The following is a 25,650-nucleotide window of genomic DNA, read 5'->3' as shown; positions in this document are numbered from 1 at the left end:
AGCATCGGAACCGGGGTATCCGCCGACGGGTACCCCGGTTTCGTCATGTACCCCCACGGATGCCCTAGGGTTGGCGGGTGTCCGTGTGGGTGTGGGTCCTGATCTGGGTCGTTCTGGTGCTGGGCGCCCTCGGTGTGCTCGCGACGATCGGCCTGTCGCTGTGGCGCAGGGCCAAGGCCCTGCTGCGCGAGCTCGCGACGGCGTCCGACCGCTTCGCCGAGATCAGCACCAAACTGGAACAGGTCGCCGAAAAGGCCCAGTCCCGGGAACCAGCCGTGTTCACCGATCCGTTGGAACTCAGGCAGGAGCGGTACCTGGCGCAGCGTGCGCAGGGTGCCCCCCGCGCCGCAAAACCGGTGAGCCGGGCGGGCACAGGGTCTGCCGGTCGACCGGGGCAGCGCGTACGATGACACCGACCGTTGGGCAATCTGTGCGCTACGGGTTCAGTGGAAAGGACATGTCATGGGCTTTCTGAAAGAGCCTTCGCACATCATCATCGTCGTCCTCGTGGTGGTGATCCTTTTCGGCAGCCGGCGTCTTCCCGACGCTGCGCGCGGTCTCGGCCGGTCCATGCGTATCTTCAAGTCCGAGATCAAGCAGATGCAGGACGACGACAAAGACACGTCGGCCCGTCGCCGCGAGGACGACCCCCGCACGGCACCGGTGTACGAAGAGCCGATCGAGGGTCGCGTCTACTCGCCGCAGCAGCAGCGCGAGCAGGCCGGCTACCAGAACCGCAACGACATCTGACGGTCGGTCCTCCGGGCCCCGTTCGACCCCCATTCGCGAGAGGAACTGACCGTCGGTGGCGGTGCGGAAGCCACAGCGGCGACCCAAGAATCCCGAGGGCAGGATGGCCCTGCGGGAACACCTGGCGGAGCTACGTCGCCGGCTGGTGATCAGCGTCGTCGCGATCATCGTCGGGGCGGGCGTCGGGTGGTGGCTGTACGAGCCGATCATGCACGCGGTGATCATCGACCCGCTGAACGAGGCGTCGGCCCATGGCCAGAAGGTCACGCTGACCTACCGCGCCATCGCCGACGCGTTCAACATCAAGGTCAAGGTCGCGGTCTACACCGGCATCGTGTTCTCCAGCCCGGTGTGGCTGTACGAGGTCTGGGCGTTCATCACCCCGGGCCTGACCAGGAAAGAACGCCGCACCTCGCTGTGGTTCGTCGCGTTCGCCGTGCCGCTGTTCCTCTCCGGCGTCTGGCTGGCGATCCTGGTGCTGCCCAAGGCCGTGGCCTTCGGCGCCGACTTCGCCCTCGAGGGCTCGCTCAACCAGCCTGACGCCGGCACGGTCATCACCTTCGCCAGCCGTCTCATCATCGCGATGGGTGTGGCCTTCCTGACCCCGTTGTTCCTCGTCGGGCTCAACATGATGGGCCTGGTCAGCGGCCGGAACATGGGTAAGCACTGGCGCCTGGCCGTCTTCGTCGCGTTCCTGTTCGCCGCGATCGTCTCACCCTCGCCCGACGCGACGCAGATGATCATCATGGCGTTGCCGCTGGTCGGCCTCTACACGATCTCGGTCTTCGTGTCCCTGTTCAACGATCGCCGCCGGGCCCGCAAACGCTCCGACGACCCGATCTTCGGCCTGGGTGACGACGAGTCGAGCCCGCTGACCGCGGACGACGACCCGATCCGCGACCGAGCCCCGATCAGTGACGACACGCCGATCGACTCACCGGAACGGCTCGACCGCACCTGACGACCCGCCTTCATCTGGTCCCGGGCACCACCCCCGTGACCGGCACCGTGATACTCGCCGTCAACCCGGTCGCCGGGGCCGGGAGAGGATTCCTCGCGGGCGCCCTGACCTCCGTGCTCCTGCGGCGGGCCGGGCTCACGGTGCACGAAGTCGCCGGTCACGACGCTGACGAGACCCGGAAGGTGCTCGCGGTCGCCCTCCGGGAGCGACCCGACGCGCTGGTCGTCGTCGGGGGCGACGGCATGGTCAACCTCGGCCTGAACGCGGTGGCCGGCACGGATGTCCCGCTGGGGGTGGTCGCGGCCGGAACCGGCAACGACATCGCCCGCGAACTCGGACTCCCGGTCCGGGACATCGAGAGCGCCGCCGCGGTCGTCGTCCACCATCTGCACCGGCCCGTCGTGCGCGACGCGGGCCGGGTGACCACCTCGTCCGGTGACACCCACTGGTTCCTCGGCGTGCTCGCCGCCGGTCTGGACGCCCTCGTGAACGAGCGCGCCAACGGCTGGAAACGCGCACCGGGGCGGGCCCGCTACGCCCTGGCGACCCTGCGCGAACTGCCGGGATTCCGCCCACCGCACTACCGTCTGCAGCTCGACGGGGAACCCGAGGAACGCACGTCGATGCTGGTCACGGCCGCTAATTGCGCCTCCTACGGGGGCGGGATGCGGATCTGCCCGCAGGCCCGGCCCGACGACGGTCTGCTCGACGTGCTGACCGTGGAACCGATGCGCGCCGTGCGCCTGCTGACAATCTTCCCCCGCCTCTACCGGGGCACCCACGCCTCCCACCGGAACGTCGCGATCCGCCGGGTGCGGCACCTGCGGATCGAGACGCTGCCGGGTTCGCCGGAACTGGCCGCGTACGCCGACGGCGAGCGCATCGGACCGCTCCCGGTGGAATGTGAGGCAGTACCGGGTGCGATATGGGTTCTCGCTCCGGAGCACTGACGGGTAGCGTAAGCCGGGTGACGTCGCCCGCCGAACGTTTTGCCGCGGCACGAAAGCGCGCTGAGGAGAGCAAAACACCGCTCTCGCGCTTCCGCGGCAAGTACCCCTTCGATCTCGACGGGTTCCAGCTGGACGCCTGTGAGGCGCTCGCCGGGGGGCGGGGCGTGCTGGTGGCCGCCCCCACCGGATCGGGCAAGACCGTCGTCGGTGAGTTCGCCGTCTTCCTGGCCATGGACTCGGGCCGCAAGGCGTTCTACACCACGCCGATCAAGGCCCTGAGCAACCAGAAGTACGCCGATCTCGCCCGCATGCACGGGGCCGAGAACGTGGGTCTGCTCACCGGTGACACGGCCATCAACGCCGATGCCCCGGTGGTCGTGATGACCACCGAGGTGCTGCGCAACATGCTCTACGCAGACTCCCCGGCCCTGCACGGCCTCGCCTACGTGGTCATGGACGAGGTGCACTACCTGGCCGACCGGTTCCGCGGCGCCGTCTGGGAAGAGGTGATCATCCACCTCCCCGACGACGTGCTGCTGGTGAGTCTCTCGGCGACCGTCAGCAACGCCGAGGAGTTCGGCGCCTGGCTGGACACCGTGCGGGGCAACACCGAGGTCGTGGTCTCCGAAGACCGGCCCGTGCCGCTGTGGCAGCACGTGATGGCCAACCGCCAGCTCTACGACCTGTTCGCCGAGAGCTCCTCGACCGACAACCTGAACCCGGAACTGCTGCAGATCACCCGCGACGCGAACCGGCGCGAGCGGCAGTTCCAGGGGGTGGGCGGCCGGCGCGGGGGCACGACGGCGGCGCGCGGGGCCAAGAGCCGGAGCACCTACACCCGGGGCGGCCCGCGCCGGCCCAGTGCGACGCCCAGCCGCGTCGAGGTCATCAACGCGCTGGACAGTGCCGGGCTGCTCCCGGCGATCAGCTTCATCTTCAGCCGGGCCGGCTGTGACGCGGCGGTGCAGCAGTGCCTGTACTCGGGCCTGCGGCTCACCTCCCCGGAGGAGCGCACCGAGATCCGGCACGTGGTCGAGTCGCGGACGGCGGACATCCCGGACGAGGACCTCGCGGTGCTCGGCTACTACGAGTGGGCCGAGGCGCTCTCGCGGGGCGTCGCCGCGCACCACGCCGGGCTGCTGCCGGCCTTCAAGGAGGTCGTCGAGGAGCTGTTCACCCGCGGTCTGGTGAAGGCGGTCTTCGCCACCGAGACGCTGGCGCTGGGCATCAACATGCCGGCCCGCAGCGTGGTGCTGGAGAAGCTGGTCAAGTGGAACGGGGAGACCCACGCCGACATCACGCCGGGGGAGTACACCCAGCTGACGGGACGGGCCGGGCGTCGTGGCATCGATGTCGAGGGTCACGCGGTGGTGCTCTGGCAGCCCGGTCTGGACCCGGAGGTGGTCGGTGGTCTGGCCTCGACCCGGACCTTCCCGCTGCGCTCCAGTTTCCGGCCCACCTACAACATGGCCGTGAACCTGGTCGGCCAGGTCGGGCGGGCCCGGGCCCGGGAGATCCTGGAGACCTCGTTCGCGCAGTTCCAGGCCGACCGGGCGGTGGTGGGCCTGGCCAAGCAGGCGCGCAAGCAGGAGGAGGCGCTCGAGGGGTACGCCGAGGCGATGAACTGTCACCTCGGTGACTTCCGCGAGTACGCGTCGCTGCGCCGCAAGATCGGCGAACGCGAGACCCACCTGTCCCGCAGCGCTTCGCGCGACCGGCGCTCCGACGTGATCGGCTCACTGGAGCGTCTGCGCCGCGGTGACGTGATCCGGGTGCCCGGTGGCCGCAAGCCCGGCTGGGCCGTGGTGCTGGACCCGGGCGTCGGCGGTGGCGACAGCCTCGAGGGCCCACGTCCGTCGATCCTGTCGATCGAGCGCCAGGTGCGCCGGCTCTCGCTGATGGACGTGCCCACCCCGGTCGAGGCGACCACGCGCATCACCGTGCCGAAGAACTTCAACGGCCGTGACGCCACCGCCCGCCGCGACCTGGCGTCGTCGGTGCGCAACGCCCTGGGTGCCCTGCGGCACGACGACGACGTCACGAAACGTCGTCCCAAGGGCAAGAAATCGGCAGTGGACGAGGACGAGGAGCTGAACCGGCTGCGGCGTCAGCTGCGCAGCCACCCCTGCCACGGCTGCGCCGAGCGCGAGGACCACGCCCGCTGGTCCGAGCGGTACTTCCGTCTCCGGCGCGAGACCGATGCGCTGGTGCGCCGGATCGAGGGGCGCACCAACACGATCGCGCGGGTCTTCGACCGGGTCTGCGACCTGCTCACCGAGCGCGGGTACCTGGCGGGCGACAAGGTGACGCCCGCGGGGGAGCAACTGCGCCGGATCTACTCGGAGTCGGACCTCCTGGTCTCCGAGTGCCTGCGCAAGGGGGTCTGGAAAGACCTCGACATGCCCGGTCTGGCGGCCGTGGTCAGTGCCGCCGTGTACCAGTCCCGCCGGGACGAGAAGGGGCTCAGCCCGAGGATTCCCCAGGGCGGGCCGACATTGGCGCTGGACACCATGACCCGCATCTGGTCGGTGCTCGACGACGAGGAGCGCGCGCACAAGCTCGACGTCACGCCCGAGCCGGACCTGGGGCTGGCGTGGGCCATCCACCGCTGGGCGGGCGGCCAGCCGTTGCAGGCCGTACTGCGTGACGCCGATCTGGCCGCGGGTGACTTCGTGCGGTGGTGCAAGCAGGTGATCGACCTGCTCGGCCAGATCGCCCAGGCCAGTGACGATCCCGCGCTGGTGCGGACGGCGCGCTCGGCGGTCGAGGCGATCAGCCGGGGGGTCGTGGCTTCCGGTCCGACGCGGGCCTGACGACGGATCGGCCGGGCGGGCGAAGTGCCCCGCCCGGCCGGTCCGGCCGCCCTCACAGCCGCCCGGCGAACAGTGAGCGCACCCCCGGCGATCCGCGAAACTCCTTCAGGGCCAGCTCGGCGTGCCCGGCCGAGTAGCCGTTCCCGACGAGCATCGTGATGTCGGCGGCCAGGGCCTCGGCCCCCAGCGCCGCCGCACTGAACGACGTGGCCATCGAGAAGAAGATGATCGTGCCCCGCCCGGCCGTGGCCAGCACCGCGCCGTGCTCGCAGCCCGGAACGTCCACGCAGACCACCGTGACATCGGCCGGACCGCCTGCGGCACAGACCTTCTCGGCCAGCTGAACGGGATTGCGGGCGTCGGCCACCACCACTGCCGTGGCCAGCGGCTGGGCGTCGAGACGGCCTGCGGCGAGCAGGGATTCACGTTCCTCGGGAGAGCGCACCACACCGATCCGGTGAGCCGCCCCGGCCGACCGGGCCGCGGCCAGGGACAGGCTGCCGCTCTTGCCGGCCGCCCCGATCACGCACACCACACCCGCGTTCCGGCCCGATCCGGAGCCGCCAGTCTCTCGTGACGGGTAGCCGATCGTCATCCCCGGCCCCGCGGTCGAGGCCACCACCCGGGCCGTCAGTGACGGCGCCCCGCAGACGTCGAAGACCGCCAGGGCCTGCTCGGCCGGCAGGTCGCCGGGCAGGACCGCGGCGATCGACCGGCCGAACAGGATCGCCCGGCCCGAGCACGGCACCTGCTCCGAGAGCCCGTCCCAGGCCTCGAGATCGTTCAGCACCAGCGGCGTGCAGGTCAGCGACACCAGCGTCGCGACCCTCTGCCCCGCGACGAGACCCAGGGGCGAGTCCGGTCCCACCTGCGCCACCGTCCCGATCAGCATGCCGCCCGATCCGGTGACCGGATTGTGCATCTTCCCGCGCTCGCCGACGATCGATCGCACGGCCTCGCGCACGGCCGCCCCGTCGCCGTCGTGCTCCTGGAGGAGCTGCCGGAAGCTGGCCGCGTCGAGATTCAGCCGCTCGACGTCGATGCGGACCTCGTCCGGGGCCAGGGGGCCGGACGGGTCGAGCCGCCAGGCGGCCTGCGGCAGAACCCCCTCCGGTACGAGCACGCGGTGCAGTCCCAGCGGCGAGTGCGGCCCTGTTGCGGAAATCGGCATGCTGAAAATCCTCCCGTAGAACTCTCCTCAGAGCGGAAATTCTTGCTTATTCTCTAGGCGTGACGGAACTCATGGCGTCAAAATCTCCGGTCAACCGAACGGCGCAGCCTTACGAGTACCGGCGCCGTGAACTCGTCGAGCCCGACTGGACCCGGTTCCCAGGGTGGCGCACGGTGTCGGCGCAGGAGTGGTCGAGTGCCCAGTGGCAACGTTCGCACTGCGTGAAGTCGGCGAAGCAGCTGCACGACGTGCTGGGTGATCTGGTGCCGGAGGAGTTCTACGCCGACCTGGCCCGCGACCAGCAGGACCACGCGACGATGTCGATGCTGCTCCCGCCCCAGATGCTGAACACCATGCTGACCGACGTGACCACGTCGTCCTCAATTTTCACTGACCCGGTGCGCCGCTACATGCTCCCGGTCGCGAGTGACCGGCTGGCCCTCTGGCCGAGTCACCCCCGCGCGAGCCGGGACTCGCTGCACGAGCACGACATGTGGGTGGCCGAAGGGCTCACCCACCGCTACCCGACGAAGGTGCTGGCCGAGCTGGTCTCCACCTGCCCGCAGTACTGCGGGCACTGCACCCGGATGGACCTCGTCGGCACGTCCACCCCTTCCGTGACGAAGCTGAAACTGGCCGGCAAACCGGTCGACCGGTACGCGGCCATGCTCGACTACCTGCGCGCGCACCCCCAGATCAGGGACGTCGTGGTCTCCGGGGGAGACGTCGCGAACGTTCCGTGGCGGCAGCTGGAGTCGTTCCTGACCCATCTGCTGGAGATCGAGTCGATCCGCGACATCCGGCTGGCCACCAAGGCACTGATGGGACTGCCGCAGCACTGGCTGCAGCCCGATGTGCTGGAGGGCATGCACCGCGTGGCGGTCCGGGCCCGGCGGCAGGGCGTGAGCCTGGCCGTCCACACGCACGTGAACTCGGTGAACTCGCTGACCCCGGCGGTGGCCGCGGCGGCGAAGGCCCTGCTCGAGGCCGGCGTGCGGGACGTCCGCAATCAGGGGGTCCTGCTGCGCGGGGTGAACGACTCACCCGGGCAGCTGCTCGACCTCAGCTTCGCCCTGCTCGACGAGGCCATGATCACGCCGTACTACCTCTACATGTGCGACATGATCCCGGCCTCGGAACACTGGCGTCTGCCACTGTCCCGGGCCCAGGAACTCCAGCACGCGATCATGGGCTATCTGCCCGGTTTCGCCACGCCCCGCATCGTCTGCGACGTCCCGTTCGTCGGTAAGCGCTGGGTGCACCAGGCCGAGAGCTACGACCCGGTGCGCGGTATCAGCACCTGGACGAAGAACTACCGCACGTCCATCGAGACCTCGGACGATCCGGGCGCGGGTGACTACGTCTACTACGACCCGATCGACACCCTGCCCACCGCCGGCCAGAGGTGGTGGGGCGATCAGATCGAGAGCGGACGCGCCTCGTAGGGGGTGGACAGCACGATCGTCGTCCGGGTGCGTACGGCGGCCACCGCACGGATCCGGGCGAGCAGGCCCTCCAGTGCGGCCGGCGTGGCCACCCGCACCTTGAGCAAATAGTTCTCGTCGCCGGCCACCGAGTAGCAGGCCTCGATCTCGCCGATCGGCACGAGCCGCTCGGGAACGTCGTCGGGTGCCGCGTGGTCGAGCGGCGTCACCGAGACGAACGCGGTGAGCGGAAGGTCCACCGATTCCGACTGCACCACCGCCGTATAGCCCCGGATGATGCCGCGCTGTTCAAGGCGCCGGACCCGCTGATGCACCGCAGATGTGGACAAACCCGTCGCGCGGCCCAGATCGGTGAAACTCATCCGGCCGTCCTGGGAAAGCAGCCGTAAAATCTGTCGGTCGATCTCCTCCATCCGGCGAACGTTACAGGCCGGAAGTTACAGGTGGCACAGCGTTTGCTCTGCGATGTCACCACATCGCAGAGCGTCACTCAGATGTACCCGTTGCGTGAGCGAATTGCCTGACCAGGGGGGTGCCGGACCTGGCAGGATCTTTCCCGTGCCTCCCACGTTTCCCGACCCCCGCCCCGAGCTGATGCTGCTCGACGCCGCGTCGCTCTACTTCCGGTCGTTCCACGGCGTGCCCGACACGTTCACCGCCCCCGACGGCACGGTCGTGAACGCGGTTCGGGGGTTCCTCGACTCGGTGGCCTACCTGGTCACGATGCGCGGGCCGCGCCGTCTGGTGGCCTGCTGGGACGAGGACTGGCGGCCGGCGTTCCGGGTCGAGGCGATTCCCTCGTACAAGGCGCACCGGGTGGCGAACCCGCGCACCAACGAGGAGGAGGTGCCCGACCTGCTCACGCCCCAGGTGCCGCTGATCATCGAGGCGCTGTCGCTGCTCGGCATCTGCCGGGCCGGGGCCGCCGGGTACGAGGCGGACGACGTGATCGGCACCCTCACGGCCCGGCAGGTCGCCGGGGGTCAGGGGCTGGTGGACGTGGTCACTGGCGACCGGGATCTGTTCCAGTTGGCGGACGATGCGGCGCGGGTTCGGGTGCTCTATGTCGGCAGAGGGCTGCGGCGGCTCGAGATCGTCGACCAGGAATGGCTTTCCGGTAAGTACGGGGTCGGTACCGGGCCGATGTACGCCGAGATGGCCACGCTGCGTGGAGACCCGAGCGACGGTCTGCCCGGTGTCGCGGGCATCGGGGAGAAGACCGCCGCCGGCATGCTCAACCGCTTCGGCACCCTGACCGCTCTGCGGGCGGCGGCGGCCGATCCGGCCTCGGACCTCTCACCCGGCCAGCGCAAGAAGATCGTCGAGGCCTCCGACTACCTGGACGCCGCCCCGGCCGTGGTCACGGTCGCCCCCGACGCACCGATCCCGGGCCTGGACGACACGCTGCCCGACACCCCGCCCGACCACGACGCACTGATGGCGTTCGCGGAGCAATGGGGTGTCTCCAGCAGCGTTTCGCGGGTGGTGCAGGCGATGACGAAGGCTGCCCGGTAGCTCTCAGCCCTCGGCAAAGAGCTCGGCCTGCCGGTTGAGCACCCGCAGCACCCCGAGCACGGCGACGGTGAGCTCCTCGAAGTCGTCGATCTCGCTGAGCGGTTCCCGGCCGAACGGCTCACCGGCGATCAGCCGGTGCAGCCACCGGTCCTCGCGACGGGGAAGGCGGAACTCCGAGGCGATGTCGTTCAGCGCGGCCCGCACGACCGCCGCCACCACCGGGTCGGAGATCTCGGACAGCAAGATCTCGGCCCGGGCCAGCCAGCCCGAATCGCCCTCGGCGGCAAGCTCGACCTCGTCGCTGAACTGCGTCGACACCTCCAGCTCGAGCCACCAGACGGCCGGCCGGATCTCCTCGAACTCGTCGTAGGGCAGGTGCAGTGCCCGTTCCACGAGAGCCCGGGCCCGAACCTCGTCGCCCTCTTCCAGCCGGGCGACGGCCTTGTCCAGCAGATTGCCCGCAGCCTCTTGCAGCGCCTCGGACGTCTCTCCCAGCAGCGCGCCGGAGGCCCGCCGGGTGACGTTGAGACTGCGCTCGGCGCGCTCGGTTTCGATCACCAGAAGACTCCGCTCAGATCGGCGAATCCGGATCAGCGCGCCACTGCCCTGATCTCGACGGTCGGTCAATGACCAGCTTAACCGCGAACGGTCGCTGTGCGTCACTGCCAGGCCGTCCCGGCCGCGGATCCACGCCCGGGGGCCGACGGGCCTGTCGCCGCGCTCAAAAGCCCTGAGTCACACGAGACGCACCCGGGCGAGGCGGCCCGCGCCGGTCTTCAGGGCGTTCTCGATCTCCTGGAGGAACTGCCACCGGGTCATCCCGGCCGGGCGCGGGACGTCGTCGAGCAGCCACCCGGCGACGGCGAACCCGATGAACAGGGTGTGGCTGCTGAAGAACACCAGGGATGTCGGCCGGGGCTTGGGCAGTCCGGTGAAGAACAGGCCCAGCTGAAGGTCTGGGATCTCGAACATCGGCCGGGCGGTGGCGAATTCCTCCGCGATCGCCTTCAGTTCGCGGTACCCGGGCCAGGTCCCGTCGCTGACGGCGTGAAGAGCCATGGCGTTGACGGCCACCAGCAGGTCGCGGAGCTGCCGGGTGGTGTCGAGGCCCTGGGCGTTGATGGCGTCGACCGTCTCGGCGAGGAGGGTGTGGTCCTGGCTGAAGGCCGCGGCCAGGCCGTGCCGCAGCAGGGTGTCGAGGTGGACGTCGACCTGGCCCCGCGGCGTCCACTGCGGCCGGGCCTGCCGGCGCCAGCGCTGCCGGGTGCGCCGGTTGCGGGTCCAGGTCCACAGCTGCAGGGCCAGGGGCGGGGCGAGAACGGCGGGCACGGCGGCCCGTTCGAGGGATGGGGGCATGCTCACGAAACGTCGGGTCAGGAGGCCGAGACCGAAGGCCGCGCCCCAGCACCTCACCGTGCGCCGTCTGCCGATCCAGGGGCCGAACGCTTCACCAGTCATGCGGGTGAGATTACGGTCAACGCGATGCCGAAGCGGAATATCCGATCCTGCACTGCAGTACGCGTTCAGGGCGACAACCACCCGCCGCCGCACCGAGAATTGATCTTCAAGACGCCGCCAGGCCGGGTGATCGCCATGTTAGGACGGTTCGCGGGGGAAAAAGTGACGACGCCGTATCTGTCCATATGTGTGAGGGATCGCATGTCTTCTTGGAGTTCCTGGCGCGTCCGGCTCCCCGCCGTCGCACTCGCCGTCTGCCTGGCCCCTATCGGTCCGGTGGTGCCGACCACCGCTCACGCCGCCGGGATCTCGGCCTTCGACGCGGTGAACCAGTTCATCGGCACCGAGCTGGACACGACACAGAACAAGAGCAACGACGCCTACGGCAACACCTACCCGGGGGCGAGCGTGCCGTTCGGCATGGTGCAGCCCAGCCCGACGACCTGGGGGGAGGGCAACACCAACGTCAGCCAGAAGGGCGGTTACGAGTACACCGCCTCGCTGATCCGGGGTTTCGGCCTGACCCGCTACGAGGGGACGGGGTGCACGGGCCGGTTCGGCGGCTACGAGTTCCCGACGATCCCGTACGCGGGTGAGCTGACCGGTGGCGTGCTCCCGAAGAGCCCCGCGAGCAACATCAGGGACTACTACCTGCCGTTCAGCCACGCCAACGAGACCTCGCAGCCCGGGTACTACGGCGTGAAGCTCGACAACGGGGTGGAGGCGGAGATGACCTCCTCGACCCGCACCGCCGTGAGCCGCTACGACTTCCCCAAGAGCGGTAGCTCGTCCCTCATTCTCGACGTATCCGGCCCGAACAACCGCACCTTCGGCAGCGAGGTGACGATCGACCCGAAGACCCGCACGGTCTCGGGCTGGATGTACGGTGTCGACGTCTGCGACAACGGCAACTACTACAAGGCGTACTTCTCCACCACGTACGACCACGACTTCGCCTCGTACGGCACCTGGACCGACGACGCGATGACCGCCGGTTCCACCCACGCGACGAAGAGCACGCAGGACGTCGGGGTCGACTACCGGCACGACACCGGCGCCTGGCTGACCTTCCAGCCGGGTGCGAAGGTCGTCGCCACGACCGGTTTCAGTTACGTGAGCATCGAGAACGCGGCCCTCAACCGCGAGACCGAGGTCGGTGACGACGGCTTCAACGACGTGCGGGGAGACGCGAAGAAGGCGTGGAAGGAGGCGCTGGGAACGGTGGACGCGCAGGGCGGCACCGCCGAGCAGCGCACCAAGTTCTACACGGCCCTCTACCACGCGTTCGGCAACCCGAACGTGCGGGAGGACGTCAACGGCGAGTACGTCGGGTTCGACAACGCCCGGCACACCGTCGGGAAGGGGCACCACTTCTACCGGAACATCAACTGGGCCGGCTCGGGCTGGGACGCCTACCGCAGCCAGGTGCAGCTGATCGCCCTGACGTACCCGAAGGTCGCGAACGACATCCAGCGGTCGATCGTTCTGCTCACGCAGCAACGAAACTCGTGGGCCCCGGGCGCTGCGCGCATGCAGGGCGACAACTACCAGGTCATTCTGGCCACGCTCGACGACATGGGCGCCACCGACTACGACCGGGAAGCCGCCCTGGCGTCGATGAAGGCCACCCAGGTGCTCCCCGCCACGAAGACCTCGCGTACCGACGGTTACCAGTACTTCGCCACCGGCCTGATCGAGAACGCCAAGGGTGACTTCGCCACGTCGCGGGTGCTGGAGTACTCGATCGACGACTTCGCCATCGCGCAGCTGGCCTCCCGTCTCGGCGACCAGAAGGCCTACGAGTTCTTCTCGGCCCGGTCGCAGAACTGGATGAACGTCTTCGACCCGCCGACGCAACACATCAGGCCGCGCTCGCGCAGCGGTTTCGACCGGACCTTCGACCTGCGCGGGCGCGACGACTCCGCCGGGCGCGGTCAGTTCAACCAGTCGACCGGCTACCAGTACGGCTGGCTGGTGCCCCACAACCTCTCCACGCTGATCGAGAAGCGCGGTGGGGTGGCGAAATCCACGGCGGCGCTGGACACGCTGATGGAGCGGCTCGACGCCGGGGCCTACACCCAGACCGGCAACTACCTTTCCAACCAGCCGGCTTTCGGGACGCCGTGGGTCTACAACTGGCTCCAGGCACCCTCGAAGACCACGGACGTGCTCTACCGGGCCGTCGACGAGATGTACGACACCACGCCGAGCGGGCTGCCCGGCAACGATGACCAGGGTGCGCTGAGCGCCTGGTACGTCTGGGCGAACATCGGCCTGTACCCGGCGATCTACGGCACCGGTGACCTGGTGGTCAGTGCGCCGATGTTCGACCGGATCGTCATCGAGCCGGTGGGTGTCTCCCGGAGGATCAAGATCAGCGCCTCCGGTGTGGCCCGGGGCGCCAAGTACGTCAACGGACTGAAGGTCAACGGCACGGCCCGGTCGAAGTCCTGGCTGGACAGCTCTTTCGCCCAGGCCGGGGGAACCCTCGACTTCACCATGAAGGCGACCGCGGGCACCTGGGGTACCGGCGCGTCCGACGTCCCGCCCTCCTACACCGAGGGCTCGAACGCCCTCAACAGCGTGGGCACGACCCCGGACGGTCAGGGCAACCTGGGCTCGATCGACCTCAGCGACTGGTCGCTGTCGCGTGACTCCCTGGCCGCGGCGGGCGTCACGCCGGGGTCCGCGGTCGGCGACTTCACCTGGCCCTCCGCCGGCCCGGGCGAGCCGGACAACTGGATCCCGCACGGCCAGAAGATCGCCGTGACCGGCTCGGGCCCGCTGTCGTTCCTCGGCCTGTCCACCAACGGCCCGGCGAGGGGCACGGCCGTGGTGACCTACACGGACGGCACGACCCAGGACGTGCCGTTCTCCCTCAGCGACTGGGCCGCGAGCCCGGCGGCGGGGGAGAGGGCGGCGGTGACCCTGAACGGCCGGAACAACGTCAACGGCACGGCGGGAACCGGCACGTTCCGGGTCTTCGCCTCCGCCCCGGTCACTCTCGACGCCGGCCGGACGGTCGCGTCGGTGACTCTGCCGGAGAGCACCGACAAGGGCATCATGCACATCTTCGACGTCGCGGTGAGCTGACCGGAGCAGGGCGGTCGTCCTCGCAGGCTGTGAGGGTGACCGCCCGACCGCCGGATGCGCCACACTGACCCCGTGAGTTCGACCCTCTACCGACGCGCCCAGTTGCCGGAACCACCCGGCCTCCTCGAGGAGTTGCCGCGGCGGTGGGAGGTGCTGGTGCGCGACGGTGTCATCGTCCGGATCACGCCCGAGGGTGCGGCGGACGACGCCGACGAGGTGGTCGACCTGAACGGGGCCTTGCTGCTGCCGGGTTTCGTGGATGCGCACGCCCACGTCACCGACACCGGTCTGCTGCTGGCCGGGGTGGACTGCTCGGGGGCCCGCTCGGTCACCGAGATCCTCGACCGGGTGGCCGATCTGGCCCGCCGTCAGCCCGGGCGGCAGGTGCTGGGGCACGGCTGGGACGAGCTGAACCTGGCCGAGGGGCGCCCGCCGACGGCGCAGGAGCTCGACAACGCCGGTGGCGGGGCGGTGGTGTACCTGTCGCGGGTGGACGTGCACTCGGCCGTCGTCTCCGGGTCCCTGGCCGACCGGGCCGGGCTGAAGGAGCTGGAGGGCTGGCACGAGGGCGGCCGGATCGAGCGCGACGCCCACCACGCCGCGCGGCACGCGACCCGGTTCGCGATCCCCGCGGCCGAGCGGCGCGAGCTGCAACTGCTGGCCCTGCGGCACGCGGCGGACCGGGGCATCGTCGAGCTGCACGAGATGTCGGCCCCGCACATCGCCCCGGACGAAGACCTTCTGGCGCTGCTGGATCTCGCGGAGCCCGGCCCGGCCGACGTCGTGGCCTACCGCGGGGAACTCGTCGCGACCGAGACCGAGGCCCGCGAGGTGCTGGACCGGTTCGGCGGGCGGCTGGCCGGGCTGGCGGGAGACCTGATGATGGACGGTGCGTTCGGGTCGCGCACCGCCGGGCTGCTGGCCGGCTACGAGGACGCGCACGATCATCGCGGGTATCTCTACGCCACCACCGAGCAGGTGCGCGACCACATCGTGGCCTGCACGAAAGTCGGTGTGCAGGGCGGGTTCCACGTGATCGGCGACCATGCGGTGGCCGAGCTGGTGGAGGGGTTGCGGCAGGCGGCGCAGATCGTGGGAAACGCCGCGCTCGCCGCGGCGGGGCACCGTCTCGAGCACGTCGAGGGGGTCAGCGGGCGGGACGTCTACACGCTGGCCGATCTCGGGATCATCGCCAGCGTCCAGCCGGCCTTCGACGCGTTCTGGGGCGGCCACGGCCAGATGTACGCGAAGCGGCTGGGCGTCGACCGGGCCCTGGCGCTGAACCCGTTCCTGTCGATGCTGCGGGCCGGGGTCGCCCTGGCCTTCGGGTCGGACAGCCCGGTGACGCCGTTCGCGCCCTGGGAGGGCGTGCGGGCGGCGCTGCGGCACCACAACCGGGCCCAGCGACTGGATCTGCGCACCGCGATCGAGGCGCACACCCTGGGCGGGCGCCGGGCCGCCCACCGCCCGGGACCGGCGACCGTCCGGCTGGGCGAGGGCGACCGGGCCGAGTTCACCGCCTGGACGTCACCGGGCCTCCGGGTGGCGAACGTGTCGGCCGAACCGGTCACGCTCGCCGTGCTGGCCGAGGAACTCTACGGCGGCGACCCGGTGCCGGAGCTGGTGCTCACCCGCCGATGACGGCGTCGAACTCCATCAGGTAGGCCGCCTTCCGGTCCTCCGGGAGCAGGGAGTTCTCGAAACCGGCCCGGGTGGCCCGCAACAGTGCCGGGGCGTCCAGCAGGTCGCGGGCGATCCGGTACTCGGCGCTCAGGTCGGTGCCGAACATCGGCGGGTCGTCGGAGTTGATCGTGACGTTGACCCCGGCCGCGGCCATCTGCGGCAGCGGGTGGGTGTCCAGACTCGCCACGGCCCGGGTGCACAGGTTCGAGGTCACGCTGACGTCGACCGGGATCCGCTCGCGCACCACGTGCTCGACCAGCGCGGGGTCTTGCATCAGGCTGGTCCCGTGGCCGATCCGCTCGGCGTGCAGGTACTCCAGGGCGTCCCGGATCGTCTGCGGGCCGGTGGTCTCCCCGGCGTGCACGACGCTGTGGTACCCGGCCGCGATCGCGGCGTCGAAGTGCGGGGCGAACTGCGGGCGCGGCGTACCGATCTCCGGGCCGCCGAGGCCGAGCGCCACGAATCCGGGCGGGCGGTGGTCGAGCAGCTGCTGCAAGGTGAGGTCGGCCCCGGCCTGCCCGTCCTCGCCGGGGATGTCGGCCATCCAGACCATCTCCACGCCGTGCTCGGCCAGGGCCCGCTGCCGGCCCTCCTCCAGGCCCTCGAAGATCTCGTCGGCGGGCACGCCCCGGCGGGTGTGCAGCGGCGGGGTGAAGAAGACCTCCGCGTAACGCACGTTGTGCCGGGCCAGTTCGGCGCCCTTGCCGTAGGCCAGGGCGGAGAAGTCCTCACCCTGGCGCAGCACCTGGACGATGGTCAGGTAGACCTCGATGAAATGGGCGAAGTCGCGGAACTCGAAGAACCGCCGCACCTCGTCCAGCGTGCGCGGAACGTCGTCGATGCCGTGCCGCTCGCCGAGGGCCAGCAGGGTCTCCGGCGGCATGGAACCCTCGAGGTGGACATGGAGCTCGGCCTTGGGCAGGCGGAGCAGCGTGTCGTCCGTCAGGGTCAGGGGCTTACCTCCAGAATGCATACGAGGGACCTTAGTCGCATCGGAACGGCTGTAAGTCTTCCTGAAAAGGACCCTCGATGCGATGATTCTTCCGTGGAAACGAGCCAGAGTGCGCTGATTCGCCTGGATCCCGCCCAGGTACGCCGAGCCCGGACCCTGGCCCGCAAGGCCGGGCGCCCGATCGTGCAGCTCGCCACCACGCACACCACGGTCTCGGTCGAGCGGGCCACGGTGCGCCTGGCCGGGCTGGAGGGCGCCGACAGCGAGCGTGTGCCCTGGGTGAACCGGCTGGTCGACGCGGTCCGCACTGAGGTGGGGCTGGAACACGGTGTGGCCCTTCCGATCTGGGACGCGCTCGTGCGCGGCCAGGCCCCCGACCTGCTGACCCTGGCGCAGAAGGCGTCCACCGGCGGGGGCGGGTTCCGGATCCCGGCCGGGCGTGACCTGGTGCGGGCCCGGTCGGCGGCCCGCAAGGCCGTCGGCACCGGGATCCGGCGCATCGACACCAGCCGCAAGCAGCGTGAGCGCCTGGTCCGCCGGTACGGTGACGCCCCGCGCCGGCCGTGGATCTACCTGATCGTGGCGACGGGCGACATCTACGAGGACATCCCGCAGGCCTGCGCCGCGGCGCGGGCCGGGGCCGATGTGATCGCGGTGATCCGCTCGACCGGGCAGAGCCTGCTCGACTACGTGCCCGAGGGGGCGACCCGCGAGGGGTACGCCGGAACCTACGCCACCGGTGAGAACTTCCGGCTGATGCGGGCCGCGCTCGACGAGGTGAGCCGGGAGCTGGGCCGGTACGTGCGGCTGACGAACTACGCGTCCGGGCTGTGCATGCCGGAGATCGCGGCGCTCGCGGGCCTGGAGCGGCTCGACATGATGCTCAACGACTCGATGTACGGGATCCTGTTCCGCGACATCAACCCGGTGCGCACGTTCGTCGACCAGCGGTTCAGCCGCCAGATCCACGCCCGGGCGGGCATTGTCATCAACACCGGGGAAGACAACTACCTCACCACCGCCGATGCGGTCGAGGCGGCGCACACCGTGACGGTGTCGCAGCTGCTCAACGAGTTCTTCGCGAAAGAGGCGGGCCTGCCCGACGAGCTGATCGGGCTGGGGCACGCGTTCGAGATCGATCCCGCGGTGCCGCAGTCGTTCCGGCTGGAGCTGGCGCACGCCCTGCTGGCCCGCACGCTGTTCCCGGCGGCCCCGCTGAAGTGGATGCCGCCGACCCGCCACATGACCGGCGACGTGTTTCGCGGGTATCTGCTCGACGGGTTCTTCAATCTCGCGGGAGTGCTGACGGGGCAGGGCATTCTGCTGGTCGGGATGATGACCGAGGCGGTGGTGACGCCCTGGCTGAGCGATCGCGACCTGGCTCTCGACAACGTCCGCTACGTGCTCGACGCGTGTTCCGGCCTGACCGAGGACTTCCGGCCCCCGCCGGACGGTTTCATCGCCACCCGGGCGCGCGAGGTGCTGGGTGAGGCGGTCGGGCTGCTGGAGTCGATGGTGGACGAGGGTCTGCTCACCGCGATCGGGCACGGCACGTTCGCCGGGATGAAACGGCCGGCCGACGGCGGCCGGGGACTGGACGGTGTGGTGAAAAGGGCCGAGACGTATCTCAATCCGGCCATCGAGGCGTTGGAGGCACCGCAGTGAGCGCGGGGGAGAAGCGGCTGGTGCGGCCCTACGGCGACACCACCGGTGACGGGATGGTGCAGGTGTCGTTCACCCTGCCGGTGGCCGCCGGGAAACTCGCCGAGGGGGCCGCGGCCCAGCTGGCGGTCTCGATGGGGATCGAGCCGGCGATGGTGGTGCACTCCAAGGCCCTGGGGCCGGAGCACACCTTCTTCGTGGTCTACGGGCCGGTGCGGCACCTGGTCGATCTCTCCGCGGTCACCGTGACCGAGCGCGACTACCCGCTGCTGACGCCGAAAGACGTGAACGCGGGCATCCGGCAGGGTCTGCGCCGCAAGCTGGTGGTGCTGGGGGCCTGCGTCGGCACGGACGCCCACACGGTGGGCATCGACGCGATCCTGAACATCAAGGGTTTCGCCGGGGAGAAGGGCCTGGAGTACTACCGGGAGATGCGGGTGGTGAACCTGGGCGCCCAGGTGGCCGTGCCGCAGCTGGTGGAACGGGCCCGGGCCGAGCGGGCCGACGCGGTGCTGATCTCCCAGGTGGTCACGCAGAAGGACGCGCACCTCACGACCACCCGGGAGGTGGCCGCGGCGTTCTCCGAGGCCTACCCGGCGGGGCGGCGGCCGTTGCTGGTGGCCGGCGGGCCGCGCTTCGACGAGGGCGCGGCCACGGCCCTGGGGGTCGACCGGATCTTCGGCCGCGGCACCACCCCGGGCGAGGTGGCGTCGTACCTGGCGCATGCACTGGTACCGGCGGGAGGGGCGAAGCGTGACTGACGGCGGACTGTTTTCTGAGTCGATCAACGACGAGGTGGGCACGCGGACGGGGAGCGCCCGGTCCCGGGGCGGCCCGGTCGGGGACGACCGCGAAGGTGCCGATCCGCGACTGGGTCTGGTGGTCGTCCATCAGCGATACGTGTCCGCGGCCCACGCCCACTACGCCGGGGACCTGGTGGACGGCGCGTTCGGCCTGGCCTGCTTCGGCGACGTGGCCACCGAGATCTGCATCCGCACCGACGGGGACGAGGGGCTGTTCGCCTCGTACGCGGACATCCAGTTCCTCGGGCCGATCCGGGCCGGGGATGTGTTGCGGACGACGGGCACGGTGACCCGGATCGGCCGGCGGTCGCGGGAGATCGACTTCACCGCCGTCGTCCTCTGCCGTCTTCGTCCTGATCTGGGGATCTCCGCGTCACAGGTGCTGCCGGAACCGATCGTGGCGATCCGGGCCCGGGGGACGGTGGTAGTGCCCGGATAACGATGTGATGCCGAAAACTCATCCGTGTCATTACTCGAGGTCAACACGCCGTGACTCTGGGAAACGGCCTGTTTGGCCGATCACCTCTCTAGTCTCAGATTTAACGCGCTGGCCTGCGGATATAGAGAAAATCCGCAGGTCAGCGCGTCGAATTGATGAAGGGGCCCGAGTTCACTAGCCTCGACGGCGCGATCGCTACGATCACAGCGATGGCCAGGGACGTCGGCCGGGTCCGGCGCCACTCAGTAGACAACGGTGTTGTCCGTGCATCCAGTGCGGGCAGTGGCGGTCCGAAGGGTGGTGCGGATCCGGCCGGGCACCTGCCGGTCAGGCAGCCACGTCGGTTCCACAGTGGTTCGGGACCGCTGGTCCGGGGTTGGCCGTCACGCCAGACGGCCCTGACCCTGGCCAGCGCCCGTTCGATGCTCCGGTGGGCTCCCGTACTCTTGCGGGATGAGCGATTCGGCCGTGGTCGAGCCCGGCGTCGGCACCAATCTGGGCCGCGAGGCCGGCATCGCTCATCCGGTTAAGGCCCGGGCCCGGCGTGGCCCGGTCACCCGGCTCCGGCAGGCGGGTCCCGCCCTGGCCGCCTCCCTGCGCACCTCGTCCGGCCGTCTGGCCTGGGCCCGCCTCCTGCTCGCGGGTGTCAGCGGCTACGTGCTCCACCTGGCCTTCCCGGGCATCGGCATCTGGCCGCTGGCCCCCGTCGGCGTGGCCGGCCTGGCCGTGGCCACCCGCGGCGTCAGTGGCCGGTTCGGCGCCCTGCTCGGCTTCGTCTTCGGCCTGGTCTTCTTCCTGCGCCTGATCCCGTGGATCGGCATCTACGTCGGCGCCCTGCCGTGGGTCGCCCTCAGCATCACCGAGGCGCTGTACGTGGCGGCGATGGGAGCCCTGCTGCCGCGCGTCTGGCGGGCCCGTGGCGGCCTGCCCGGCCTGCTCCTGGCCTCCGGTGGGCTGTGGGTGGCGCAGGAGGCCGTACGGGGCCGCTGGCCGTTCGGCGGCTTCCCCTGGGGTCGCCTGGCGTTCTCCCAGTCCGACGCCCCGACCGCCCCCCTGGCCTCGATCGGTGGCGCCCCGCTGGTCTCCTTCGCCGTCGCGGTCGCCGGCACCCTGCTGGCCTGGGCCGTGGTGAAGGCCGGGCCGGTGCTGCGGTCGCGCGCCGTACGGCAGCTGGCCCTGCCCGCCCTGGGCGTGGCGCTCGCCCTGGCCGTGATGGGCCTGGGCACGCTGATCCCGCTCCCCACCGAGGGCGACAGCACCACCCGCGTGGCCGCCGTGCAGGGCAACGTGCCCCGCGCCGGTCTGGACTTCAACTCCCAGCGCCGGGCCGTGCTCGACAACCATGTCAACGCCACCATGCAACTGGCCCAGAAGGTGGCGACCGGTGAGGCCGAGCCACCCGATGTCGTGCTCTGGCCGGAGAACGCCAGCGACATCGACCCGTACATCAACGCCGACGCCGCGGCCGAGATCAGCGCCGCGACCGACGCCATCGGCGTCCCGATCCTGATCGGTGCCGTCGTGCAGGGCCCGGGCGACTACGTGTCCAACACCGGCATCGTCTGGCGGCCCGACGAGGGCGCCGGCACCGGTGACGACAGCACCTACGTGAAGCGGCACCCGGCGCCGTTCGGCGAGTACATGCCCTACCGCGACTTCTTCCGGCTCTTCAGCAGCAAGGTCGACCTGATCTCCAAGGACTTCGTCTCCGGCGACAAGCTGCGGGACAACCCGGTCGGGGTGATGCGGATGGGCACCGAGGGCCAGGTCCGGGTCGGCGACGTGATCTGCTTCGAGGTCGCCTACGACAGCCTGGTGCGCGACTCGGTCAAGGCCGGCGCCACCATGCTCGCGGTGCAGACCAACAACGCCACGTTCGGCTACACCGACGAGAGCGTGCAGCAGCTGGCCCAGTCGCAGTTGCGGGCCATCGAGTCGGGGCGGACGGTGGTCAACATCAGCACCGTCGGAGTCAGTGGCATCATTCTCCCGGACGGAACGGTGGTGGCACGTTCCGGGCACTACACCCAGGACGTTCTGGAGGCCACGGTCCCGCTGCGGACCGAGCTGACGATCGCGACCCGGGTGGGGGAGTGGCCGGAGTGGATCCTCACCGCGCTCGCGCTCGGCCTGGTGCTCGGCACCGCGCTGAGCCGTCGTGAAAAGACCAGCTGAGAGAGGCGAACTTCCCCGCATGACTTCGCAGGCCCGGTCCGGCCGGGTGCTGGTGATCATCCCGACCTACAACGAGCTCGAGAACCTGCCCCTCATCCTTCGCCGCCTGCGCGCGGCGGAGCCCGAGGCCCACGTGCTCGTCGCCGACGACAACAGCCCGGACGGCACCGGTGAGCTCGCCGACCAGCTGGCCGCCGCCGACGACCACGTGCACGTGATGCACCGGGCCGGGAAACAGGGGCTGGGCGCGGCCTACATCGCGGGCTTCGAATGGGGCCTGGAGCAGGGCTACGACGTGCTCGTGGAGATGGACGCGGACGGCTCGCACCCCCCGGAGCAACTCCCCGACCTGCTCGACCGGGTGGAGGCCGGCGCGGACCTCGCGATCGGCTCCCGGTACGTGGACGGCGGCAGCTCGGTGAACTGGCCGCGCCGTCGTCAGCTGCTCAGCAAGGGCGCCAACACCTATGTCGCCCTGGCCCTGAATCTGCACGTGAAGGACTCGACCGCGGGGTTCCGCGCGTTCCGTCGCACCACCCTGGAGAAGCTCGACCTGCACGACGTGGACTCGCAGGGTTACTGCTTCCAGGTCGATCTGACCAGGCGGGCAATTCGGCAGGGTCTGCGCGTGGACGAAGTACCGATCACGTTCGTTGAACGAGAGCACGGTACGAGCAAGATGGACCAGGCGATCGTGGTGGAGGCGTTGTGGCAAGTGACACGGTGGGGCGTCCGGTACCGGAGCGCCCAGGTCAGCAGGCTGGCCAACCGGGCGGTGGGGCGTACACCCGGGCTGCCCCAGGAGCCGGAGAAGCAGGCGCACGACCCCAGCAGCGCCGGCGGCCCGGCGGCCGACTGAGGTGGTTCCTGGCGGCGGCCCTGTTGCTGCCGCTGCTGGAACTGATCATCGCGATCGAGGTCGGCACCGTGATCGGTGGCCTGGCCGTGTGGGGCCTGTTCCTGCTCGGCTCGGTCGTCGGCATGACCGTTGTGCGGCGTCAGGGTGTCGCCGCCTGGCGCGCGCTGACCTCGTCGGTGCGCTCGGGCACGCCCCCCAGCCGTGACCTGGCCGATGCGACGATCCTCATCCTCGCGGGCCTGTTGTTCACCTTCCCGGGCTTCGTCACCGACGTGGCGGCGCTGCTCCTGGTGCTGCCGTTCACCCGGCCCCTGGCCCGCCGGCCGCTGGAACGCTACTTCCGCCGGGCCGCTGCCGATCAGGTCAGCATGCGCAGCGCCTACGTCAACCGCGTCCAGTTCGGCCCCGGAGCCCCGGGGGCCCCGGGGGCCCCGGGGGCCCCGGGAGCGACTGGCCCGACAGCCGGTGCTCCGGGCCGCTTCGGCGCCGGCTTCGGCCGCGACGACGTGATCCAGGGCGAGGTCGTGGACGAGGGCGACGGGCGCCCCTGACCCCTGCGGGAAGCAAGGGATCGAGAGACGGTCGGGAGCGGTGATGTGACTGCGGTGAGCTAGGTGAGCGAACTGTGGCGGCCCCGCCGGCGGTGGGCCGAATTCGGTGAGCCGAACGGCGGTGAGCCAGCCGCGGTGAGCCAGCAGGTGGCTTGGCTTCGAGGTGGGCTCGCCGGCCATTGGCTCGCTTGCCGGGAGCTGGGGAGTTCAGTGTCGCGCCCGGTGTTGCTCGGCCGGCCACCTGCATGCCGCGACCTTTGAGCGGGGGGCTCAACGTCGTCCTCAATCGGGGACCGGACACGAGAAAGCCCGGCCTCCCCCTCGGGGGAGATGCCGGGCTCTGCTCGTGTAGTGGCGCTTCGCGCGCGTTATGCCGAACGACGTCCGTTGAAGCGGCCGGAGCGCAGTAGCGCCAGCCGTTCTTCGAGCAGGGTCTCCAGTTCGGCAGTGGTGCGACGTTCCATCAGCATGTCCCAGTGCGTACGCGCGGGCTTGGTGGCCTTCGGTTCCGGGAGCTCGGCGTCTTCGCGTAGTGCGAACTCGCCACAGCGGCATTCCCAGAGCGGAGGCACATCAGCTTCCATCGCCATCGGAACAACGATGGAGTGCCCGTTCTTGCAGTGGTACGTGATGTCCTGACGGGCGGCCGGCTGAATTCCCGACTCGCTCTCCAGGCTCGAGGCTCCAAGGCGCGTCCCGCGCATGCTCCGCTCACCCATGACGGCTCCCTCCGCGACTGACGGCCAGTCTCACACTCGCACAACGCCGGGGTCCGGCGAGATGTTCCTGTGATGTGTCGTCGTGATCCGCTCATCGGACGACTCATTTCGTCAACCTGAGCGTACAGAGCGTTATTCCATTGAGATAGAGGCTGGGCGAAATATCTCAGCATGTAGTCAATGGTCGGTTGCGCGGAGTGACAATATTGCCGGAAGTGACATCAGATGACTGCGGGTACCGGGTTCCCGGCCTGGGTGATGCCCTTGCCGACATTCACCCGGTTGAGCAGCAGGCCGCCCACCACGAAGAACGCGATGAGCACGATGATGGCGTACCGGTAGGAGTGGGTCAGCTGGAACGTCAGCCCGAAGGCCAGCGTGCCGAGCCAGCTCGTGCCGCGCTCGCAGGCCGCGTAGAGGCTGAAGTACTCGGCCTCCCGGCCCCGCGGGATCAGGTGGCTGTACAACGACCGGGACAGCGCCTGGGTGCCGCCCAGGGTGAGACCGATCAGGGCGGCGAGGAAGGCGAACGGCAGGAACTGGCCGTGCGGCAGGAAGTAGCCGATGCCGATGACGCCGCACCAGACGACCAGGCTGCCGCGCACGGTGGCGTAGGCGCCGATCCGGGCCGCGATCCGGCCGAACGACAGGGCGCCGATCACGGCCACGAACTGCACGATCAGGATGGCCAGGATGAGCTGGTCGGAACTCAGGCCGAGCTGTTCCTGGGCGTAGATGCCGGAGGCGTAGATGATGGTCTGGATGCCGTCGTTGAACACCAGGTAGGCGATCAGGAAGGCCATCGTCTGCGGGTAGCCGCGCAGGTGCCGCAACGTGTCGCCGAGCTGGCGGAACGCGGCCCGGGCGCCCGACGAGACGTCGGTCGGGACCGGGTCGACCGGCGGGCGGTCACGCAGCCGCCGGTACGGGACGATCGTGAACAGGCCCCACCACAGGCCGGCGAGCAGCAGGTTGAGCCGTACCGCGCCCTCGGTGGACAGGCCCACCGCGTCGTGGGCGGTGACCAGCACCAGGTTGACCACCAGCAGCAGGGTGCCGCCGACGTAGCCGATCGCCCAGCCCCGGCTGGAGACCCGGTCGCGCTCGTCCGGGCCGGCCACGTCGATGAGCAGGGAGTCGTAGACCACGATCGAGCAGGCGTAGGCCAGGGTGGCGATCAGCTGCAGCACGACCCCCAGCTGCCAGTTGTCGCCGCTGAGGAAGACCATGGCCGCCCCGGCCGCCGAGCCGGTCCAGGCGAAGTACGCCAGCATCGAGCGCTTGCGCCCCGAGCGGTCGGCCAGCGCGCCCACCAGGGGCAGCAGCAGCGCCGAGAACAGGGTCGCGAAGGTCACGGTGTACAGCGACAGCGAACCGGGCGAGACCGGCACCCCGAGCACGTGCAGCGAGGTGTCGCAGGCCAGGTCGGTGTCCCGGCCCGGGCAGGCGTCCCGCTTGGCCAGCACGGTCAGGTACGGGCCCAGCAGCACCGTCAGCGTGGTGGTGAGGAACGCCGAGTTGGCCCAGTCGTAGACGTACCAGGCGCGTTGCTGTCGGCGGCTCTCGGCGGCGTTGCTGACGCCCGGATCAGTGGTCACCGGCACATCATGGCGGCACCGGTGCCCCGGATGGGCGAACAGGGATCAAACAG

At 70.1% G+C, this 25,650-nt stretch carries 22 protein-coding genes; 15 read left to right on the top strand and 7 right to left on the bottom strand.

What is annotated here, in order from left to right:
- Nucleotides 1-77: 77 nt before the first annotated feature.
- From LR393_RS05170 to LR393_RS05150, 5 genes are all read left to right on the top strand, one after another.
- On the top strand, nt 78-410 hold the full coding sequence (locus tag LR393_RS05170) for a hypothetical protein (RefSeq protein ID WP_231482000.1): 333 nt from the start codon (nt 78-80) through the stop codon (nt 408-410).
- 52 nt (nt 411-462) lie between these two features.
- A complete protein-coding gene (gene tatA / locus LR393_RS05165; RefSeq protein WP_231481999.1) occupies nt 463-750 on the top strand; it encodes a Sec-independent protein translocase subunit TatA in 288 nt (95 codons plus the stop codon).
- Between the two features lie 103 nt (nt 751-853).
- On the top strand, nt 854-1,711 hold the full coding sequence (gene tatC, locus LR393_RS05160; RefSeq protein WP_231481998.1) for a twin-arginine translocase subunit TatC: 858 nt from the start codon (nt 854-856) through the stop codon (nt 1,709-1,711).
- A 35-nt stretch (nt 1,712-1,746) separates the two neighbouring features.
- Nucleotides 1,747-2,661: a diacylglycerol/lipid kinase family protein gene (locus LR393_RS05155; protein WP_231481997.1), complete on the top strand. Its 915-nt coding sequence runs from the start codon at nt 1,747-1,749 to the stop codon at nt 2,659-2,661.
- Nucleotides 2,637-5,474 carry a DEAD/DEAH box helicase gene (locus LR393_RS05150; RefSeq protein WP_269326709.1) on the top strand — a complete coding sequence of 946 codons (2,838 nt, stop codon included), beginning with the start codon at nt 2,637-2,639 and terminating at the stop codon, nt 5,472-5,474. The genes LR393_RS05155 and LR393_RS05150 overlap by 25 nt, the downstream gene beginning before the upstream one ends.
- A gap of 52 nt (nt 5,475-5,526) precedes the next feature.
- Here the strand turns inward: LR393_RS05150 and kdd are convergent, their stop codons facing one another.
- On the bottom strand, nt 5,527-6,645 hold the full coding sequence (gene kdd, locus LR393_RS05145; protein WP_231481995.1) for an L-erythro-3,5-diaminohexanoate dehydrogenase: 1,119 nt from the start codon (nt 6,643-6,645) through the stop codon (nt 5,527-5,529).
- 71 nt (nt 6,646-6,716) lie between these two features.
- Between kdd and LR393_RS05140 the strand changes: the two genes are divergently transcribed.
- On the top strand, nt 6,717-8,090 hold the full coding sequence (locus tag LR393_RS05140) for a KamA family radical SAM protein (protein WP_345718720.1): 1,374 nt from the start codon (nt 6,717-6,719) through the stop codon (nt 8,088-8,090).
- On the opposite strand, the gene LR393_RS05135 is transcribed toward LR393_RS05140, so the two are convergent.
- On the bottom strand, nt 8,063-8,503 hold the full coding sequence (locus tag LR393_RS05135) for an Lrp/AsnC family transcriptional regulator (RefSeq protein WP_231481993.1): 441 nt from the start codon (nt 8,501-8,503) through the stop codon (nt 8,063-8,065). The two genes, LR393_RS05140 and LR393_RS05135, sit on opposite strands and share 28 nt — an antisense overlap.
- A 181-nt stretch (nt 8,504-8,684) precedes the next feature.
- On the opposite strand from LR393_RS05135, the gene LR393_RS05130 reads away from it, so the two are divergent.
- Nucleotides 8,685-9,605 carry a 5'-3' exonuclease gene (locus LR393_RS05130; protein ID WP_269326734.1) on the top strand — a complete coding sequence of 307 codons (921 nt, stop codon included), beginning with the start codon at nt 8,685-8,687 and terminating at the stop codon, nt 9,603-9,605.
- A 3-nt stretch (nt 9,606-9,608) separates the two neighbouring features.
- Here the strand turns inward: LR393_RS05130 and LR393_RS05125 are convergent, their stop codons facing one another.
- On the bottom strand, nt 9,609-10,163 hold the full coding sequence (locus LR393_RS05125; RefSeq protein WP_231481991.1) for a hypothetical protein: 555 nt from the start codon (nt 10,161-10,163) through the stop codon (nt 9,609-9,611).
- A gap of 177 nt (nt 10,164-10,340) precedes the next feature.
- Entirely contained in the window at nt 10,341-11,063 is a 723-nt protein-coding gene (locus LR393_RS05120; protein WP_231481990.1) for a hypothetical protein, read from the bottom strand.
- Nucleotides 11,064-11,264: 201 nt separating this feature from the next.
- On the opposite strand from LR393_RS05120, the gene LR393_RS05115 reads away from it, so the two are divergent.
- Together LR393_RS05115 and LR393_RS05110 are read left to right on the top strand one after the other, a co-directional pair.
- On the top strand, nt 11,265-14,156 hold the full coding sequence (locus LR393_RS05115) for a GH92 family glycosyl hydrolase (RefSeq protein ID WP_231481989.1): 2,892 nt from the start codon (nt 11,265-11,267) through the stop codon (nt 14,154-14,156).
- Nucleotides 14,157-14,228: 72 nt separating this feature from the next.
- Entirely contained in the window at nt 14,229-15,797 is a 1,569-nt protein-coding gene (locus LR393_RS05110; protein WP_231481988.1) for an amidohydrolase, read from the top strand.
- Here the strand turns inward: LR393_RS05110 and add are convergent.
- On the bottom strand, nt 15,784-16,812 hold the full coding sequence (gene add / locus LR393_RS05105; protein ID WP_231481987.1) for an adenosine deaminase: 1,029 nt from the start codon (nt 16,810-16,812) through the stop codon (nt 15,784-15,786). The two genes, LR393_RS05110 and add, sit on opposite strands and share 14 nt — an antisense overlap.
- Nucleotides 16,813-16,884: 72 nt before the next feature.
- Here add and kamD point away from each other — a divergent pair, with 72 nt between their 5' ends.
- The 6 genes from kamD to LR393_RS05075 all read left to right on the top strand — a co-directional run bounded on the left by kamD (nt 16,885) and on the right by LR393_RS05075 (nt 23,280).
- Nucleotides 16,885-18,456 (top strand): lysine 5,6-aminomutase subunit alpha, encoded by a 1,572-nt coding sequence (gene kamD, locus LR393_RS05100; RefSeq protein ID WP_231481986.1) that lies wholly within the window; start codon nt 16,885-16,887, stop codon nt 18,454-18,456.
- Nucleotides 18,453-19,214: a lysine 5,6-aminomutase subunit beta gene (kamE, locus tag LR393_RS05095; RefSeq protein WP_231481985.1), complete on the top strand. Its 762-nt coding sequence runs from the start codon at nt 18,453-18,455 to the stop codon at nt 19,212-19,214. The genes kamD and kamE overlap by 4 nt, the downstream gene beginning before the upstream one ends.
- A 109-nt stretch (nt 19,215-19,323) precedes the next feature.
- A complete protein-coding gene (kal, locus tag LR393_RS05090) occupies nt 19,324-19,695 on the top strand; it encodes a 3-aminobutyryl-CoA ammonia lyase (protein ID WP_345718721.1) in 372 nt (123 codons plus the stop codon).
- A 453-nt stretch (nt 19,696-20,148) separates the two neighbouring features.
- A complete protein-coding gene (gene lnt / locus LR393_RS05085; RefSeq protein WP_269326705.1) occupies nt 20,149-21,870 on the top strand; it encodes an apolipoprotein N-acyltransferase in 1,722 nt (573 codons plus the stop codon).
- A 19-nt stretch (nt 21,871-21,889) separates the two neighbouring features.
- On the top strand, nt 21,890-22,729 hold the full coding sequence (locus tag LR393_RS05080; protein ID WP_231481983.1) for a polyprenol monophosphomannose synthase: 840 nt from the start codon (nt 21,890-21,892) through the stop codon (nt 22,727-22,729).
- Nucleotides 22,730-22,752: 23 nt separating this feature from the next.
- Nucleotides 22,753-23,280, top strand: coding sequence for an FxsA family protein (locus LR393_RS05075; RefSeq protein WP_231481982.1), 528 nt, complete (start codon nt 22,753-22,755; stop codon nt 23,278-23,280).
- 368 nt (nt 23,281-23,648) lie between these two features.
- Here the strand turns inward: LR393_RS05075 and LR393_RS05070 are convergent, their stop codons facing one another.
- Nucleotides 23,649-23,999 carry an RNA polymerase-binding protein RbpA gene (locus LR393_RS05070; RefSeq protein WP_231481981.1) on the bottom strand — a complete coding sequence of 117 codons (351 nt, stop codon included), beginning with the start codon at nt 23,997-23,999 and terminating at the stop codon, nt 23,649-23,651.
- Between the two features lie 221 nt (nt 24,000-24,220).
- Nucleotides 24,221-25,597 carry an MFS transporter gene (locus tag LR393_RS05065; RefSeq protein WP_231481980.1) on the bottom strand — a complete coding sequence of 459 codons (1,377 nt, stop codon included), beginning with the start codon at nt 25,595-25,597 and terminating at the stop codon, nt 24,221-24,223.
- Nucleotides 25,598-25,650 lie beyond the last annotated feature (53 nt).

The sequence above is a fragment of the Kineosporia mesophila genome, assembly GCF_021129235.1.
Lineage (GTDB): Bacteria > Actinomycetota > Actinomycetes > Actinomycetales > Kineosporiaceae > Kineosporia > Kineosporia mesophila.
This window is presented reverse-complemented; position numbering and strand designations above follow the sequence as displayed.